Origin of the sequence: Streptomyces sp. NBC_01235 (assembly GCF_035989285.1) — a bacterium.
Lineage (GTDB): Bacteria > Actinomycetota > Actinomycetes > Streptomycetales > Streptomycetaceae > Streptomyces.
On the sequence record NZ_CP108513.1, the window covers coordinates 10,886,657 to 10,906,068 of the forward strand.

Here is a 19,412-nt window from a genome sequence, read left to right on the forward strand (position 1 = left end):
ACAGGGATGAACCGAGCCCTCGATGCCGTCGAGCGGCGCCTCAAGGCCGTCCTCGCCGCCGTCCTCGCAGCCGAAGGCACCGAAGTCAGTGCCGACCAGCTCGACGCCGGCTTCGTCGACCTGGGCGTCAACTCGCTGCTGTCGGTGGAGGTCGTGGACCGGGCCAACGCCGACCTCGGCCTGGACCTCGGCGTCGAGGTCGTGTTCGACCACCCGGACGTGCGAGAGCTGGCCCAATTCGTCCTGGCGGAGCACGGCGACCGGCTCGGCGACCTGCTCGGCCGCAACGGCACGGACGTCGAGGAGACCGAGGAGACCGAGGACATCGGGGAGACCGCGGACGTCGAAGAGGCCGAGGAGGCCGACGACGCCGGCCTCGCGCACGCCGCCCCGACGGCCGGGCAGGCCGCCGCCGGCGACATCGCGGTCATCGGCATGTCCGGGCGGTTCCCCGGCGCCCGCGACCTCGACGAGTTGTGGGACCTGCTGCGCGAGGGCCGCAGCGCCGTCCGCGAGATCGACCGGCCGGGCTGGCCGCTGGAGGCCTTCTACGACCCCGACCCGCAGCGCCCGGACCGCTCGATCAGCAAGTGGGCCGGACTGCTCGACGACCACGACAGGTTCGACCCGCGGTTCTTCGGCATCTCGCCGGCCGAGGCCGAGCACATGGACCCGCAGCAGCGGCTGTTCCTGGAGGAGTCCTACCGCGCGTTCGAGGACGGCGGCATCGCCGTCGACGCGCTGGCCGGGCGCCGGGTCGGGGTGTACGTGGGCGCCCGCGGCTCGGACTACCTGGACCGCGCGGTGCGCGCCGGCGGGGCGGGCGCGCAGGTCTTCCTCGGCACGGACATGGCCATCCTGGCCGCCCGGATCTCCTACGCTCTCAACCTGACCGGCCCCAGCCTGACCATCGACACCGCCTGCTCCGCCTCACTGGTCGCGATCCACCTCGCCTGCGACAGCATCCGGCGCGGCGAGAGCGAACTCGCACTGGCCGGTGGTGTGTTCGTGCTCACCTCGCCCGAGTTCCAGGTCCTGACCTCGAAGATGAACATGCTGTCACCGGACGGCCGCTGCAAGACCTTCGACGACGACGCCGACGGCATCGTGATCGGCGAGGGCGTCGGTGTCGTGGTCCTCAAGAGCCTCGCCGCCGCGCTGGCCGACGGCGACCACATCCACGGTGTCATCAAGGGCTCGGCCATGAACCAGGACGGCCGCACCAAGGGCATCACCGCGCCGAGCAGCCGCTCGCAGCGGGCCCTGCTGCACCAGGCGTACGCCGCGGCCGGCGTCGCCCCGGACACCATCGGCTACGTCGAGGCGCACGGCACGGGGACGAAGCTCGGCGATCCGATCGAGGTCCGGGCGCTGACCGACGCGTTCCGCGAGCACACCGACCGGACCGGCTACTGCGCGCTCGGCTCGCACAAGGGCAACCTCGGCCACTCGATCATGAGCGCGGGCGTGGCCGGACTCCTCAAGGTGCTGCTGGCCCTGCGGCACCGGGAGATCCCGCCCACGCTGCACGTACGCCGTCTCAACCGGCACCTCGACCTGGCCGGCAGCCCGTTCCGAGTCAACACCGAGCTGCGGAACTGGGAGCCGTCCGCGGACCATCCGCGCCGCGCCGGGGTCAGCGCCTTCGCCTTCAGCGGTACCAACTGCCACGTGGTGGTGGAGGAGGCGCCGGCCCGCGCCGAGACCTCCGGCGCGCCGGAGGCCGCCTACCCGGTGCCGCTGTCGGCCAGGACGCCCGAGGCGCTGCGCCGTCAGGTGACCCGGCTCGCCGACCGGCTGACCCGCGACGCCGGGGAGCTCCGGCTCCAGGACGTCGCCGCCACGCTGGCCCTCGGCCGGACCCATCTGCCCCACCGGCATGCGGTGGTCGCGCACAGTATGGACGAACTCGTACGCGCGCTACGGACGTTGGAAGCCGGATCGGAGCCCGCCGAGAGCACCCCCTCGGGCGACGCCGACGCGCTCGTACGGGCCTACCGCCGCGGCGACGACGTCGACTGGACGTCCTGGTGGCAGGGCAAGCCGCACCGCAGGGTGCCGCTGCCCGCCTACCCCTTCCACGGCGAGCGCTACTGGCTCGCCCCCACGACCGTCACCGACGCCGACGCCGACGCCGACGAGACAGGGGAGCGCGGCCGGCCCGGCGCCGACGGCTCGGACTCCGTCCTGCTGCTGGCCCCCGCATGGCACGACTGGCCGCAGGACACCGCGCCCGACGACACGGAGCGGCTGGTGGTCCTGGACGAGCGCCTACCGGCCGTGCCGGGCCTTTCGTTCCTGAGGCTGACCGGCAGGTACGAGGACGACGCCGTACGGCTGCTCGACGAGCTCCGCTCGCGCGCCCCCGGCCCGCTGTTCGTCCAGCTCGCGGTCACCGACGGCGCCCTGAGCGCCGGGCTGCTCGGCCTGCTGCTCACGGCGGGCCGGGAGTACCCGGGCATCCGCGGCCAGGAGGTCGCGCTCCGGGCCGACGCCGGCGCCCAGGAGGTCCGCAGACTCCTCGACCGGGCACGGCGGTTGAGCGGCGCCACCCGGGTCCGGGCGGACCGGGCCGGGCTGCGCGGCGCCCGCTGGGCCGAGCTGGCCGCGCCGCAGCCGGCCGCGCCGTGGCGCACCGGCGGGGTGTACCTGATCACCGGCGGGGCCGGCGGCCTCGGCCGTCTGCTCGTCGCCGACATCGCGCGGCACACGGACGGGGCCACGGTCGTCCTGACCGGGCGGTCGCCCGCGGCGCCCGTCCCGGCGGCCGACGGCGTGCGTGTGGAGTACCGCCAGGCCGACGTCACCGACCAGGCTGCCACGGCGCGGCTGGTGGCCGAGGTGCTGGCCGAGCACGGGCGGATCGACGGCGTGGTGCACGCGGCGGGCGTGCTGCGGGACGGCTACCTGGCCACCAAGACCGCCGCCGACGCCGCCGCGGTCCTGGCACCCAAGGTCGCCGGGGCCCGCCACCTCGATGAGGCCACCCAGGACCTCCCGCTCGACTTCTTCGTGCTGTTCTCCTCGGTCACCGGTGCCCTCGGCAACGTCGGCCAGGCGGACTATGCCGCCGCCAACGGCTTCCTCGCCCGGTTCGCCGACCGGAGGGCCGAGCAGGTCGCCCGGGGCGAGCGGCGCGGACGGACCGTGGCGATCGACTGGCCGCTGTGGGCCGACGGAGGCATGGGCGTCGACGCGGCGACCCTGGCCGCCCTGAACCGCTCCCACGGCCTCGAACCGATGACCACCCGGGCCGGACTGCGCGCCCTGCACGGCGCGCTGGCCGCCGGCCACAGCCAGGTGCTCGTGGTCGCCGGCGAGCCCGACCGGCTGCGCGCTCTGCTGACGGCACCCGCCGGGCACTCGCCGCGGCGCCCGCGCGGGCTCCGGGCCGGCGCCGTCCGCCCGCAGCTGCGGGCGGAGCTCGCAGAGCTCGCGGCCGCCCTGCTCCGGGTCCGGCCGGCGGAACTCGACGCCGACACAGAGCTGCACGACTACGGGTTCGACTCGCTCACCCTGACCGAGTTCACCAACCGGATCAACACCCGGTACGACATCGGCCTCACCCCGCCGGTCCTCTTCGAGCACAGCACGCTCGGACGGCTGGCGGCGTACCTCGGCACGACGTACCCCGAGCTCGCGAACGGGCCCGAGGCGCCGGCCGGGCCGACGGACCCGCCGACCCCCGTGCCGGCACCTGTCCGGATCGTCGCGCCGCCGGTACCGGCCGCCGCGGACGACCCGGTGGCGATCGTCGGGATCAGCGGCGTCTTCCCCAAGGCCCCCGACGTCCAGGCTCTCTGGGACAACCTGCTGGCCGGCCGGGACTGCATCGAGGCCGGGCTGCCCGACCGCTGGGGCGAGCGGGCCGACGCAGCGTTCCCCTGGGCGGGACTGATCGACGGCGTCGCCGAGTTCGACCCGGCCTTCTTCGGTATCTCACCGCACGAGGCCATCCGCATGGACCCGCAGCAGCGGCTCCTCCTGCAGAGCGTGTGGGCCGCCATCGAGGACTCCGGTCACGCTCCCACCTCGCTGGCCGGCAGCGACACCGGCGTGTTCATCGGCACCCTCGACAGCGGCTACGGCCTGCTGGGGGACCCGGACGCCGACGTCGAGGGGCACACCGCGGTCGGACGCATCCCCTCGCTCGGCCCGAACCGGCTGAGCTACCTGCTGGACCTGCGCGGCCCGAGCCAGCCCATCGAGACCGCCTGCTCCAGCTCCCTGGTCGCCCTGCACCGGGCGGTCACCGCGATCCGCTCCGGCGAGTGCTCGGCGGCCGTCGCCGGCGGCGTCAACCTGCTGATCGAACCCAGCCTGCACACCAGCCTCGGCAGGTCGGGCGCGCTCTCCCCGAGCGGGCGCTGCCGCACCTTCGCCGCGGACGCCGACGGTTTCGTCCGCGGCGAGGGCGCCGGCATGGTCCTCCTCAAGCCGCTCTCCCGGGCCGAGCAGGACGGCGACCACATCTACGGCCTCATCCGCGCGACCGGCGAGAACCACGGCGGCCGCGCCCAGTCGCTGACCGCCCCGAACCCCCGCGCCCAGGCCGACCTGCTGGTCAAGGTCTACCGGCAGGCGGGCTTCGACCCGCGCACCGTCGGCTACATCGAGACCCACGGCACCGGCACCAGGCTCGGCGACCCGATCGAGATCAACGGACTCAAGGCCGCCTTCGAGGAACTGCACGCCGACGGGGACGGGCACCATTCGCCCGCCGGAAGCATCGCCCTCGGGTCGGTGAAGACCAACATCGGCCACCTCGAACTGGCCGCCGGCATCGCGGGCGTCATCAAGGTGCTGCTCCAGCTGCGGCACGGCACCCTCGCCCCCAGCCTGCACGCCACTCCCGCCAACCCGTACATCGACCTGAACGGCAGCCCCTTCCGCGTGGTCGAGAAGGCGGAGCCCTGGCCTGTACCGACCGGCCCGGCCGGCGAGCCGCTGCCCCGGCGGGCCGGAGTGAGCTCGTTCAGCATCGGCGGCTCGAACGCGCACGTGGTCCTGGAGGAGTACCTTCCGGTCCGCCGGGACACCCCGCCCGCCGAGGACCCGGCCCTGGTCGTCCTGTCCGCCCGGACCGACGAGCGCCTGCACGAACAGGCCCGCAACCTCCTGGAGTTCGTACGGGCCGGACACGTCCCGGAGCAGGACCTCGCCGCACTCGCGTACACCCTCCAGGAGGGGCGCGACGCGATGGAGAGCCGACTGGCCGTGGCGGTCCGTACGGTGGCCGAACTCGCCGACCAGCTCGAACGGTTCCTCGACGGCCGGCCCGGGGAATGGCATCAGGCGCGCACCGCCGAGCACCAGGACGTGGTGGCGCTCTTCGCCGAGGACGACGACCTGCGGGACACCGCCCGTATCTGGATGGAGCGCGGCCGGTTCGCCACGCTGCTCCAGTGGTGGGTCAAGGGACTGGACGTCGACTGGCGGCCGCTCCACCCGCAGGGCACCCCGCGGCGGCTCAGCCTGCCGACCTACCCCTTCGCAAAAGAACGCCACTGGCGGCCCGGCATCCGCCTGCCCCGCCCGGACCAGGCAACGGCACTGCGGGACCAGGCCCCGGCAGGCCCGGAACAGGCCACGGCACAGCCGGACCAGGCAGCACGGCAGCAGCCCGGCGAGGCGGCGGACCCGGCCGCGCGGTCGGCCCTGCCCGCCGTACAGCGGCATCTGCTGAAAGTGGTGCGCCGGCGGTCCTTCGCACCGCTCGCCGGAACGAACGAAACGGAGCGTTGAGCACAATGGACGAGCTTCTGGGCAGGCTGCTCTGGGCACAGCTGCGCACCGCCGGCTGGTGCGGCGACGACGTGACCGACATATCCGAGGTGACGGCCCGCCACAACGCCCCCCAGCACGTGGCCCGTTGGTTCGCGGCGAGCATCGACCGGCTGCGGGAACAGGGCCTGGTGCGCCGCTCGGGGGACCTGTGCGTCGCCCTGGACGCCGAACCCCCGGCCGAGGCCTGGGCCGCATGGGAGCGCCGCAGGGACGAGCTGCTCGCCGACGCGAGCACCCGGCCGCGACTGGTCATCGCCGAGGCGATGCTGCGGACCCTGCCGCAGCTGCTGGCCGGTGAGAAGCTGACCACCGACGTGCTCTTCCCCGGCGGCTCCATGGAGCTGGTGCGCCCCGTCTACCGGGGCAACCCGATGGCCGACTTCCTCAATGAGATCGTCGCCGAGGCCGTCGGCGGCTACGTCCACCACCGCCGCGCCGAGGATCCGTCCGCCCGGGTCCGGCTGCTGGAGATCGGCGCGGGCACCGGCTCCACCAGCCAGGACGTCCTCCGGACCCTCGCGGACGTTCGGGACGCGGTCGAGGAGTACCGCTTCACCGACCTCTCCCGGGCGTTCCTGCAGCAGGCCGAGGCGGCCTTCCACGCCGACGCGCCGTACCTGCGGACCGCGGTCCTCGACATCGAGCGCCCCCCGGCCGAGCAGGGTGCCGACACCGCCTCCTACGACGTGGTGCTCGCGACCAACGTGCTGCACGCCACCCGGAGGGTGCGCGAGGCCGTGGCGCACGCCAAGTCGCTGCTGCGACCCGGCGGCCTGCTCGTCCTCAACGAGATGAACGACAGCTCGATGCTCTCGCACGTCGCCTTCGGCCTGCTGGAGGGCTGGTGGCTGCACGAGGACCCGGAGCTGCGCATGCCCGCCAGCCCGGCGCTGACCTCGGCCTCCTGGGAGAGGGTGCTCTCCGAGGCCGGATTCCGGTCGGTGTTCTTCCCGGTGGCCGAGGTCCCCGGGGTGGAGGGCCAGATCGTGATCGCGCAGAGCGACGGGATCCTGCCCGGCGCCACCGCACCCGGTCCGGCCGCGGCCGCCCCCGCCGTCGAGCAGGCGGCTCTGGCCCGGGCGGCCGAGCCCGTTGCGAGCCACCGGGCAGCCCTGCTCACCGAGTTGGCCGGGGCGCTCCAGATGCCGGAAACGTCCATAGCCGGGGACCGGGCGTTCCGTGACTACGGGCTGGACTCGATCCTGGGGATCCAGTTCGTGCAGCGGGTGAACACGGTGCTGGGTACCGAGCTGGCGACGACGGTGCTGTTCGAGCACGGCACGCTGGACCAACTCGCGGCGTTCGTCGACTCGTCGGGCCTCGTGGCACCGGCTCGGCTCCAGGCTCCGATGCAGGTGCCGGCTCCGGTGGCCGCGGCCACCGTCGCCCCGGTCGAGACCACGGACGACGCCTTGGAGCCCATCGCGATCGTCGGTCTGAGTGGCCGGTTCGCCGGTTCGCGGACGCCGGAGGAGCTGTGGGAGCACCTGGCCGCGGGCACCGACCTCGTCGGCGACGTGACCCGCTGGGACCTCTCCCACCTCAAGCGCCGCAACCCGGACTTCTGCACCCGCGGAGCCTTCCTCGACGGGCACGACGAGTTCGATCCGTTGTTCTTCGGTGTGTCGGGTCTGGAGGCGGAGTTCATGGATCCGCAGCAGCGGGTCTTTCTGGAGGAGTCCTGGACCGCTCTGGAGAACGCGGGTTATGCCGGGGCAGGCGTCCGCGGCAGCCGCTGCGGCGTCTACGCGGGCTTCACCGGCGGCGACTACCACTCCCTGTACCGGACGGAGGAGTCCTTCCCCCAGGCGATGATGGGGCAGGCCGGTTCGATTCTGTCGGCGCGGATTGCGTACATGTTGGATTTGCGTGGTCCTGCGGTGACGGTGGATACGGCGTGTTCGAGTTCGTTGGTGGCGGTGCATCTGGCGTGTGAGGCGTTGCGTTCGGGTGGGCTGGACATGGCGTTGGCGGGTGGGGTGTTCGTGTTGAGCACGCCGGAGTTTTTTGCGTCGGCGCAGGCGGCGGGGATGTTGTCGGCTTCGGGTCGGTGTGCGGCGTTTGATGCGGGGGCTGATGGGTTTGTGCCGGGTGAGGGTGCGGGGGTGGTGGTGTTGCGCCGGTTGCGGGATGCGCTGGCGGATGGTGATTTTGTCCATGGGGTGATTCGTGGGTCGGGTGTGAATCAGGATGGGGCGAGTAACGGGATCACGGCGCCGAGGGTGGGGGCGCAGGAGGCGTTGCTGGGTGAGGTGTGGGACCGGTTCGGGGTGGATGCGGGTTCGATCGGTTTGGTGGAGGCGCATGGGACGGGGACTGCGCTGGGGGATCCGGTGGAGTTCGAGGCGTTGTCGCGGGCGTTCGGTGCGCGGTCGGATGGTCGTGGGTTTTGTGCGTTGGGGACGGTGAAGGCGAATCTGGGGCATACGGCTGCTGCGGCTGGGGTGGCTGGGGTGGTGAAGGCGGTGCTGGCGTTGCGGCATGGGAAGGTGCCGCCGTTGGTGCATTTTGAGCGGGTCAATCCGCGGATCGCGTTGGAGGGTTCGCCGTTTTATGTGAATGGGGGGTTGCGGGAGTGGGTGCCGGGTGTGGGGGGTTCGCGGCTGGCGGCGGTGAGTGCGTTCGGGTTCTCGGGGACGAATGCGCATGTGGTGATTGAGCAGGCGCCGCAGCGGTTGCGGGTGGCGAGGGTTGTGCCGGGTTGTCTGGTGGTGTTGTCGGCGGCGTCGGTGGAGCAGGTGCGTGAGCAGGCGGGTGCGTTGCTGGGGTGGGCGGACAGTGCTGTGGGCCGTGACACGCCGCTTGCGGATGTGAGTTTCACGTTGTTGACGGGGCGTCGTCATGTGCGTCACCGGCTGGCTGTGGTGGTGTCCGATCGTGCTGGGCTGGTCGCGGCGCTGTCGGGCTGGCTGGAGAACGGCGCGGCGCCGGGCGTGTTCGTATCGGAGACCTCCCAGCCTGCGCAGCACCCCGCGGGGCTGGTGCGGTATGCGCAGGAGTGTCTGCGGGAGTGCGGTGCGCCGTCGGGGCTGGACGGCGCGGCCTACCGTGAGCGGTTGTCGGCGGTGGCCGAACTGTTCGTGCAGGGGCAGGACTTCGACTTCGGTGTGCTGTTCGCCGAGGGTGGTTTCGCCCGGGTGCCGTTGCCGACGTATCCCTTCGCCCGCCGCCGCTACTGGCCGGCCAAGGCCGAACGGCGCCCGTCCGCCGGTGGACGCGAGGAACTGCACCCGCTCGTCCACGCCAACACCTCGATGCTGGGCACGACCCGCTTCACCACCACGCTGACCGGTGAGGAGTTCTTCCTCGCCGACCATGTCGTGGGCGGGCGGTCCCTGCTGCCCGGTGTCGTCTCGCTCGAAATGGCCCGCGCGGCGGTGTGCCTCGCCCTCGACGAGGGCGAGCAGTCCCTCCGGCTGCGCAACGTCACCTGGCCCCGCCCGGTGATCTCGGACGGCACCCCCGTCACACTGCGGATCACCCTGTCCGACACACCGTCCGGGGCGATCGGCTTCGCCATCCACGGCGAGGACGCGGTGGTGCACTGCCAGGGCGAGGCCGAGCGGCTCACCCTCCCCGCACCGGCCACCGATCCGGCCCCGCCGGCGGGTCGCCGGATCACCGCCGAGGAGAACTACGCCGCGCTGCGCGCCCGGGGCATCGAGCACGGGCCGCGCCTGCGCGCACTCACCGACGTACACCTCGGTGCCGACCGGGCGGTGTCGCGCCTGCTGGCGCCGTCGGACGTCGCCTCCGGGGACTACTGGCTCCACCCGAGCCTGCTGGACGCCGCGCTGCAGACTGTCGTCGCTTTCAGCGCCGGCACGGGCGCATCGGCCTCGGCGGTGCCGTTCGCAGCCGACGAGGTCGCCGTGTTCGGCCCCTGCCCGGAGCACCCGGTGGCGATCGCCCGGGCCACCGGTGCGTCCGCCTTCGACGTGGACGTGTGCGCCGAGGACGGCACGGTGTGCGTCCGGATCCAGGGACTGCACCTGCGCGAACTCGACCGGCAAGCGACCGCGCCCGCACTCCCGTCGCCCTCCGCTGCGGACCGGGACGGCGCGGACGGCGGGGTGTTCCTGGTACCGACGTGGACTCCCGTGCCCACAAAGGAGCTGCGGGCCGCCGACCCGGCGCCCGCGGGCACCGTGCTGGTGGTCGGCGAGGACGGCCCGTACCGGCGCCGGGTGCTTGCCGCTCTCCCCGAGGCGGTGGCCGCGGACTCCGCCGCGACCGCGGGCCGCGACGGACTGGCGCAGGTGCTCTGGGTCGCGCCGGAGCCGGCCGGCGCACCGGCCGAGGAGCAGGACCGGGGTGTGCTGGAGGTCCTCCGGCTGGTCAAGTCCCTGCTGGCGGCCGGGTACGGCGAGCGCGAGCTGTGGCTGACGGTCGCCACTGTCGCGACCCAGGCCGTCACCCCCGACGAGCCGAACGAGCCGGCGCACGCGAGCGTGCACGGACTGGTCGGCGCGCTAGCCAAGGAGTACCCGCACTGGCAGGTGCGCCTGGTCGACCTGCCCGCGAGCGGCCCGTGGCCGGTGCGGGACCTGCTGACCCTGCCCGCCGTCGACGCGACCCTCGCCTACCGGTCGGGTTGTTGGTATGCGCAGCGGTGGTTGCCGGCTGCGGTGCCTGTGGGTGTGGGTGGGGTGCGGCGTGGTGGTGTGTATGTGGTCGTGGGTGGTGCTGGTGGTATTGGTGTGGTGTGGTCGGAGTATGTGGCCCGGGTGTATGGGGCGCAGGTGGTGTGGCTTGGCCGGCGTCCTGTGGATGCGGTGATCGGGGCGGGTGTGGAGCGGGTGGCTGCGGTGGGTCCGCGGCCGGTGTATGTGGTGGCGGATGTCACGGATGCGGCGGCGGTGGAGCGGGCGGCTGTCGTGGTGCGGGAGCGGTTCGGTGCGGTGCATGGGGTGGTGCATTCGGGGCTGGTGCTCGCGGATCGTTCTCTGGCGTCGATGTCGGAGGGGGAGTTTCGGGCGGCGTTGGATGTGAAGGTGGCCGGGAGTGTCCATCTGGTGGAGGCGTTTGGTGGTCCGTCGCTCGAGCTGGTGTTGTTCTTCTCGTCGTTGAATGCGTTTTTGCGGGCGGCGGGGCAGAGTAATTATGCGGCGGGTTGTACGTTTCAGGATGCGTTCGCGGCGCGGTTGGCGGTGGAGCTGCCGGGCCGGGTGCGGGTGGTGCACTGGGGTTACTGGGGCAGTGTGGGTGCTGTTTCGACGCCTGCGCAGCGGGAGCGGATGCGGCGGTTGGGTCTGGTGTCGATCGAGGCGCCGGAGGCGATGGCCGCGGTCGAGGCGGTCGTGGCGGGACCACGGGTACACACCGGCTTCCTCAACACCAATGGCAGTGTCGACGTCGCGGGCATCACGATCGCCCCGGTCCCCGTCGGCGACCTGAAGCCGCTGCCCGCTCTGGCCCGCATCGTCCAGGCCGACCTCGAAGAGCGGTTCGCTTCGGCGGCCGTGCCGGTGGACCTGCCCTCGGCCGGCGCAGCCGGACTCGACGTGGCCGAAGTGCTCGGCCTGGTCTCGGAGGTGCTCGGCGTCGAGGGCGAGGCGATCGATGCGCAGGCCCCGCTGGAGGAGTACGGCTGGGACCGGGTGCGTCTGGCCGCCTTCGTGGAGCGGCTGCGCGGGCGCGGGATCGAGGCCGACGAGCGGTCCCTGCTCACCGCCCACACCCTGGCCGAACTCATCCAGGAAACCCGGGAGTCGACCGGCGGGGTCGACGCCCTGATCGCCGACCTCCTCTGGGACCGGCTGAGCGCGACCGGCTGGTTCACCGCCCCGGTCGACGACGTCTGCGCCCTGGCGCACGGCCACCTCGGGCGCTGGCTCGACGAGACCCTGCGGCTGCTGGACGCCCGCGGCCACGTCCGCTACGACGGCATGTCCTGCACGCCGCTGCGGCCCGCGCCGCAGTCCGCCTGGTCCGAGTGGGACCGGACGAAGGAGACCGTCCTGGCGGGGCCGGACTTCCGCACCCAGGTCGTGCTGATCGACACGGTGCTGAAGGCCCTGCCGGACGTACTGACCGGCCGCCGCCTGGCCACCGAGATCCTGTTCCCGGACTCCTCGATGGACCTGGTGCAGGGCCTCTACCAGGGCAACCGCCTGGCGGACTTCTTCAACGGCGTGCTGGCGGATGCCGTGGCCGTTTATGTCGAGCGGCGTCTCGCCGAGGATCCGGCGGCCCGGGTGCGGATCCTGGAGGTGGGCGCCGGGACCGGCGGAACCAGTGCGATGGTGTTCCGGCGGCTGCGGCCGTACCGGGACGCGATCGCGGAGTACCGGTACACCGATCTTTCCCCGGCCTTCCTGCAGCACGCCGAGCGTGCCTACGGCCCGGACAACCCGTTCCTTGTCTACGGCCTCCTCGACATCGAGCGCTCCCCGGCCGACCAGGACGTCGAACTCGGCACCTACGACCTCGTCGTCGCCACCAACGTGCTGCACGCGACCCGGCGGATGCACCGCACCCTGGCGCACGCCAAGGCGCTGCTGCGGCCGAACGGTCTGCTCCTGGTCAACGAACTGACCAGGAACGAGGTCTGGGTGCACCTGACCTTCGGGCTGCTCGAAGGCTGGTGGCTCTCGGAGGACGCCGAACTGCGCATCCCGGGAGGCCCCGTGCTCGCCCCTGCCACCTGGCGCCGCGCGCTGGGGGATGTCGGCTTTCGTACGGTGGCGTTCCCGCTCGGCGCCGACCGCGACCTGCCCCACCACGTGATCATGGCCGAGAGCGACGGCGTCATCTCGCTGGTCTCGGAGCCCCGCCCGCGGGCGGTGGAACCGATGGCGGAGGCGGCCGTGGTCCAGGAACCCCCGGTCGAGGAACCCTCTGTCGAGGACCGCGCGGCCGTGCGGGAGCGCGGCGTCGAACTGCTGCGCACCCTCTTCGCCGAGACGCTGAAGGTCGAGATCGCCGACCTCGATCCGCACGCTTCCTTCGAGTCGTTCGGCATCGACTCCATCGTGGTCGTCCAACTCACGGCACGGCTGCGGCAGGTCTTCGGCGAGGTCGGCAGCACCCTGCTGTTCGAGCACCGGACGCTCGCCTCGCTCGCCGAGCACTTCGGGCGGACCCACCCGGACGTCCTGACCGCAGGCGCCCGCAACGCTGCCCCGTCCGCGCCGGAAACCGCGGCGAAGGTCATGCCTGCCCCCGTCCGGCGGGAGGAGCGGGAGGAGGACGTGGCGATCGTCGGCCTGGCCGGCCGTTATCCCGGGGCGGACGCCCTCGACGCGTTCTGGGCGAACCTGCGCGCGGGCCACGACAGCGTCACCGAGGTGCCTGCCGACCGCTGGGCGGCCACCGCGGGCCGCGACTGGCACGGCGGCTTCCTGTCCGGTGTGGACCGCTTCGACCCGCTGTTCTTCGGTATCTCGCCGGTGGACGCGGAGCTGATGGACCCCCAGGAGCGGTTGTTCCTGGAGTGCTCCTACGCGACCCTCCAGGACGCCGGCTACACCCGTGACGCGCTCAACGCACAGGGCAGGGTCGGCGTGTACGTCGGCGTCATGTACTCCGAGTACCAGCTCTACGGCGCCCAGGAGCAGCTCGCCGGCGAGCCGGTCGCGATGGCCGGCAGCGCCGCGTCCATCGCCAACCGGGTCTCGTACTTCGCTGACTTCACCGGCCCCAGCCTGGCCGTCGACACGATGTGCTCGGCCTCGCTGACCGCGATCCACCTGGCCTGCGAGAGCATCCGGCGCGGCGAGTCGGACCTCGCGCTCGCGGGCGGCGTCAACGTCTCGGTGCACCCCAACAAGTTCCTGATGCTCGGTCAGGGCGGCTTCCTGTCCGAGGCCGGCCGCTGTGCCGCGTTCGGCGCCCAGGGCGACGGTTTCGTGCCGGCCGAGGGCGTCGGCGCGGTGCTGCTGAAGCCGCTGTCACGAGCGGTCGCCGACGGCGACCGGATCCACGGCGTGATCAAGGGCAGCGCGGTCAACCACGGAGGCCGGACCAACGGCTACACCGTTCCCGACCCGGCCGCCCAGCGGGCCGTGATCGCCGAGGCGCTCACCCGGGCCGGCATCGACCCTGCCACCGTGAGCTACGTCGAGGCGCACGGCACAGGAACCTCCCTCGGCGACCCGATCGAGATCGCGGGGCTCGCCGGCGCCCTCGGCGACCGCGCCGGTCAGGCGCACCCGGTCGCGATCGGCTCGGTGAAGTCCAACATCGGGCACGCCGAGAGCGCGGCGGGCATCGCCGGGCTCACCAAGGTGCTGCTCCAGATGCGGCACGGCGAACTCGTGCCGACCCTGCACACTCACGCGCTGAACCCGCACATCGACTTCGCCGGCACGCCGTTCCAGGTGCAGCGCGAGGTGGGCCCATGGCGGACGGACGGGACGCCGCGGCGCGCCGGCATCTCGTCGTTCGGCGCCGGCGGCGCCAACGCCCATGTGATCGTGGAGGAGTACACGCCGCCACCGGTGCGCCGGTACCCCGCACCCGGCCTGGTCGTGCTGTCGGCCAAGGACGAGGACCGGCTGCGGGCTGCGGCGGGCGAGCTCGCGGCGTTCCTGGACACCGCCGAGGTCGACCTCACCGAGCTGGTGCACTCCCTGCAGACCGGCCGGGAGGCGATGACCGAGCGGCTGGCCTTTTGGACCGACACCGTTGCCGGGGCCCGCGACCGGCTGCGGGCGTTCGCCGAACGCCGCACGGGGGAGTGGCACCGCGGCCGGGCCGGCCGCGAGCCCGGCACCGTAGCGGCGGGCACCTGGCTCGACCAGGGCGCGTACGACCGCGTGCTGGAGGCCTGGACCAGGGGCCACGCCGTCGACTGGTCCCGGCTGTACCGGGCCGGCAGCCCGCGCCGCATCGCCCTGCCGACCTACCCGTTCGCGCGCGAGCGGTGCTGGATCGCCCAGAGCCCGACGCCGGGGGCGCGGCCGCTGCACCCGCTGCTGCACCGCAACACCTCCGATCTGACGGAGGTCCGCTACAGCTCGACCTTCACCGGCCGCGAGCCGTTCCTGTCCCCGGCACCCGACGGCGGCGCGCGCCGGTTCCCCGGCGTGGCCCTGCTGGAGCTGGCCCGCGCCGCGCTGGAGCTGGCCGACGGCCGCCGCGCCGTGGCCGTGCGCGAGGTGCGCTGGCCCGAGCGGATGCCCTGCCTGGACACTCCGTTCGACCTGAACCTGGCGCTGAACGCCGCCGCCACCGGCGAGTTCCGGTTCGAGGCGTTCGGCACCGGCGAGGACCCGGTGCTGTACGGCACCGGCCGTCTGATCCCCGCCACGGACACCGCGGACGCGCAGAACTTCGCCGCCGTCGACCTGGACGCGCTGCGGGCCCGGTGCCCGCGCACCGAGCCGTCCGGGCCCGGATACCCGGGCGCCCGCGCCCTCCACGTCGGGACCGACACGGTGCTGGTCGAGCTGGCCCCGGACGCCGAGGCCGTCACCGCACTGGACATGGCGGTCCGCGCCGCAGCCTTCCTGGGCACCCCGCAACACCCGGAGACGCTGGAGGAACTGCGCGTGCAGGGCGAGGGGCCGGCGGCCTGGGCCGTGGTCCGCAGCCGGGCTTCCCTGCTGGACGTCGAGCTCCGCACCGCCGACGGGGCACCGGTCCTGACGCTCACCGGGCTCGCCCTGGCCGCCGGAGCCGAACCGCAGCCCGGCACAACCGCCCCGCGGCCCGTCGCCCCGGCGCCGGGCCGGCGGCCCGGCCTGCGCGGGATGACCCTGGAACAGAGCGTCACCCGCGACATCAAGGAGATCATCGGACGGCTGCTCAGGATCGCGCCGGACCGGCTGGACGCCGACGCCAACTTCGCGGACTTCGGCTTCGACTCCATCCGGCTGCCGCAGTTCGCCAAGCAGCTCACCGTGCACTTCGGCGTCGAGATCACGCCCGCGGTGTTCTTCGGCCACCCGACGCCCGCGCATCTGACGCGGTACTGCCTCGCCGAGCACGGCGCGCTGATCCGCGCGTTCTACGGTGAGCCGGACGCCGCGTCAGCTGCCCCCGCAGCGCCCGCCGAGCCGGCTCCGCGGGTCCGGCGCAGCTCACTACGGGCCTCGGCGTCGCCCCGCGTCGCCGATGCCGTCGCAGCGGCCGGGGCCGCCCGGCCGGCCGACGAGCCGATCGCCGTGATCGGCATCAGCGGCCGCTTCCCCGGCGCGCGCGACACCGGCGAGCTGTGGCGCATCCTCAGCGAGGGCCGGGACGTCGTCACCGCGCCCGACCCGGACCGGTTCACCGGCCCCTGGCAGGGCGGCTGGGCACCAGGTGTGTACGAGTTCGACCCGCTGTTCTTCGGTATCTCGCCGCGCGAGGCGGAGATGATGGACCCCCGCCAGCGGCTGCTGCTCCAGGAGGCGTGGCGGGCCCTGGAGGACGCCGGCCAGGGTGACAGCCGGCTGAATGCGGGCCAGGTCGGCATGTTCGTCGGTGTCGAGGGCGGCGACTACCACCTCACCATCGGGGCGGAGACCACCATCACGGCCCAGCACGAGGGGGTGCTCGCCGCACGGCTCGCCTACTTCCTCGACCTGGACGGGCCCAACATGGCGATCAACACCGCCTGTTCGTCCGGTCTGGTGGCCACCCACCAGGCGTGCCAGAGCCTGCGCAGCGGCGAGTGCGACACGGCCGTCGCTGCCGGGGTCACCCTGCTCCTGCACCCGGACACGATTGCCGGCATGGCCGGGGCGGGGATGCTCTCCGCGGACGGACGCTGCTTCGCCTTCGACCAGCGCGCCAACGGCATGGTCCCCGCCGAGGCGGTGGCGGTGGTCGTCCTCAAGCGGCTGTCGCAGGCCGTCGCCGACGGCGACCCGGTCCACGCGGTCATCCGGGGGAGCGGGATCAACTACGACGGACGGACCAACGGCATTGCCGCGCCCAGCGGCGTCGCCCAGGCCAAGCTCGTCCGGCAGGTCCACGACCGCTTCGGCATCGGCGCCGACGAGGTGACGCACGTGGTCGCGCACGGCACCGGGACCCGCCTCGGCGACCCGATCGAGGTCAACGCGCTGGGCGACGCCTTCCGCGGACGTAGCGAGCGGACCGGGTACTGCGCGCTCACCTCGACGAAGTCCAACCTCGGCCACTCCTTCGCCGCGTCCGGCGTGGTCAGCCTGATCAGCCTCGTGCTGGCGCTGCGGCACCGGACCATCCCGGCGAGCCTGCACGTCGAGGAGCAGAACGAGTTCATCGACTGGGCCGACAGCCCCTTCTACGTCAACCGCGCCACCCGCGCCTGGGAGACCGCGGACGGGGCGCCGCTCACCGGCGCGGTGAGCGCCTTCGGGTTGAGCGGCACCAACGCGCACCTGGTGGTGTCCGAGTACCGGGCCGAGACCGTACCGGCCGCGCCGGCGCCGTACCACCTGCTGCTGGTGTCGGCGCGGACCGAGGCCGCCCTGCGCGAGCGGATCGAGGATCTGGTCCGGGTGCTCGGCGAGGAGACGGCCGACCTGGGCTCCGTCGCCTACACCCTCATGGACGGCCGGCGGCACTTCGACCACCGGGTGGCCGTGATCGCGGCCGACCGGGCGCACGCGCTGGACCTGCTGCGCGGCGCGGCCGCGGGCGAGCGGTCGCCCGTCGTGGTCCGGGGCGCGGTGCCCCGCGGTTTCGAAGGGGCCCACGCCATCCGGAGTTACGGCGAAGAGCTGATCACCCGCCGCCGGGACCCCCTGGAGACACTCCAGGCGCTCGCCGACCTGTACTGCCAGGGCTACACCCTGCCCTGGGGCGGGCTGTACGACGTCCCGCCGCGGCGGGTCAGCCTCCCCGGGTACCCCTTCGCCCGGGAGACCTACCGCCTCGGCGGCCCGGTCTGCGCCCGCCCGGCCCCTGCGGCCGCCCCGGCTGCCGAGCCGGTCGCGACGGAGCCCCCGGCGACAGAGGCGACGGGCACCACCCGGCCGAGCGGATCGAGCATGACGGGCCTGCGCCGCCGGCTGCTCGCCGGACCGGCCGCCCCCACGACGGTGACCGCCGGTGCCGGCAGCGCCGGCGTCAGCGCAAAGAGCAAGGAACGGTGATGGCCGCCGACCGGGCCATCGACGCGGAACGAGGAGAGAACGCGGTGCTACCGATAGCAGACGAGGGCGGAACGCGCCCCGGGATCCCCGGACTTCCCTGTGTCCACAGCATGTTCGAGGAGCGGGTTCGGGAGAACCCCGACGCGATCGCGCTGACCTTCGAGGGGCAACACCTCACGTACGAAGAACTCAACCGGCGTGCCAACCGGGTGGCCAACCTGCTGCGCGACCGCGGCGCCGGGCCGGAGGTGCTGATAGGCATCGCGCTGGAACGCTCGGTGGAGCTGGTCGTGGCGATCCTCGGCGTCCTCAAGAGCGGCGCCGGCTACCTGCCGCTCGACCCCCAGTACCCGGCGCAGCGGCTCGCCCTGATGCTGTCCGACTCGCGGGTGCCGCTGCTGCTGACCGCGGACTCCGTCCGGGACAGGTTCCCGGCCGAGGAGGGCCGTGGCGTGCTCGTCCTTGAGGACCTGGCCGGCGAGCTGGCGGCGACGAGCGACGAGAACCCGCCCACCACGGCGACCAACGCGAACCTGGCCTACGTCATCTACACCTCGGGGTCCACCGGCAAGCCGAAGGGCGTGCTGATCGACCACTACAACGTGACGCGGCTGTTCACCCGCACCGAGCACTGGTTCGGCTTCGCCGCGACCGACGTGTGGCCGCTGTTCCACTCCGCCGCGTTCGACCTGTCGGTGTGGGAGATGTGGGGTGCCCTCGCCTACGGCGGCCGGCTGGTCGTCGTCCCGCACCTGGTGGCGCGCTCCTACGAGGCGTTCCACGCCCTGGTGGCGAACGAGGGGGTCACGATGCTGACCCAGACCCCCACCGCGTTCAAGCAGTTCGCCCAGGCCCAGGAGCTCAGCGGCACCGAACTCGCCCTGCGCTTCGTGGTGTTCGCCGGCGAGGCGCTCAACATCCCGAGCCTGGCCCCGTGGTTCGACCGGCACGGCGACCGCAGCCCGCGGCTGGTCAACATGTACGGCATCACCGAGACCACGGTGCACGTCACCTACCGCGAGATCGACCGCGCCGACACGGCGAACACCGCCAGCGTCGTCGGACCGCCGATCCCCGACCTGCGGGTGCACATCCTCGACGAGCAGATGAACCCCGTTCCCGAGGGCACGGTCGGCGAGATCTACGTCGGCGGTCCCGGCGTCGGCCGCGGCTACCTCCGCCGGCCGGAGCTCAACCGCAAGCGGTTCCTGCCCAACCCGTACTCCACCGAGCCCGGCGCGACGCTCTACCGCAGCGGCGACCTCGCCGTCCCGCTGCCCGGCGGCGACATCCAGTACGTGGGCCGCAGCGACCACCAGGTGAAGGTCCGCGGCCACCGTGTGGAGCTGGGCGAGATCGAGAGCGCGCTGCTCGCCCACGCAGGGGTCAAGGACGCGGTCGCCGCCGTCCAGGACCAGGACACCGACTTCCCGAAGGTGGTCGCCTACGTCGTCCCGGTCCAAGAGGCCCCGTCCTTGAAGGACCTGCGCCGCTTCCTCCAGGACCGGGTACCGGACTACATGCTTCCCAACGCGGTCGTCCCCATCACCGAACTGCCCCTGACCGCCAGCGGCAAACTGGAACGCAAAGCCCTGCCCTGGCCCGCCGCATGAC

At 73.0% G+C, this 19,412-nt stretch carries 3 protein-coding genes; all 3 read left to right on the forward strand.

Annotated features, from left to right (window positions below; translation table 11 throughout):
• Positions 1-6 precede the first annotated feature (6 nt).
• Genes OG289_RS48695 through OG289_RS48705 form a run of 3 tightly spaced genes read left to right on the forward strand, consistent with a single transcriptional unit; the run spans position 7 to position 19,411 of the window.
• Positions 7-5,745 (forward strand): SDR family NAD(P)-dependent oxidoreductase, encoded by a 5,739-nt coding sequence (locus OG289_RS48695; RefSeq protein ID WP_327320424.1) that lies wholly within the window; start codon positions 7-9, stop codon positions 5,743-5,745.
• A 5-nt stretch (positions 5,746-5,750) separates the two neighbouring features.
• Entirely contained in the window at positions 5,751-17,798 is a 12,048-nt protein-coding gene (locus tag OG289_RS48700) for an SDR family NAD(P)-dependent oxidoreductase (RefSeq protein ID WP_327320425.1), read from the forward strand.
• Positions 17,798-19,411: an amino acid adenylation domain-containing protein gene (locus OG289_RS48705; protein WP_327320426.1), complete on the forward strand. Its 1,614-nt coding sequence runs from the start codon at positions 17,798-17,800 to the stop codon at positions 19,409-19,411. The genes OG289_RS48700 and OG289_RS48705 overlap by 1 nt, the downstream gene beginning before the upstream one ends.
• Position 19,412: the final 1 nt, after the last annotated feature.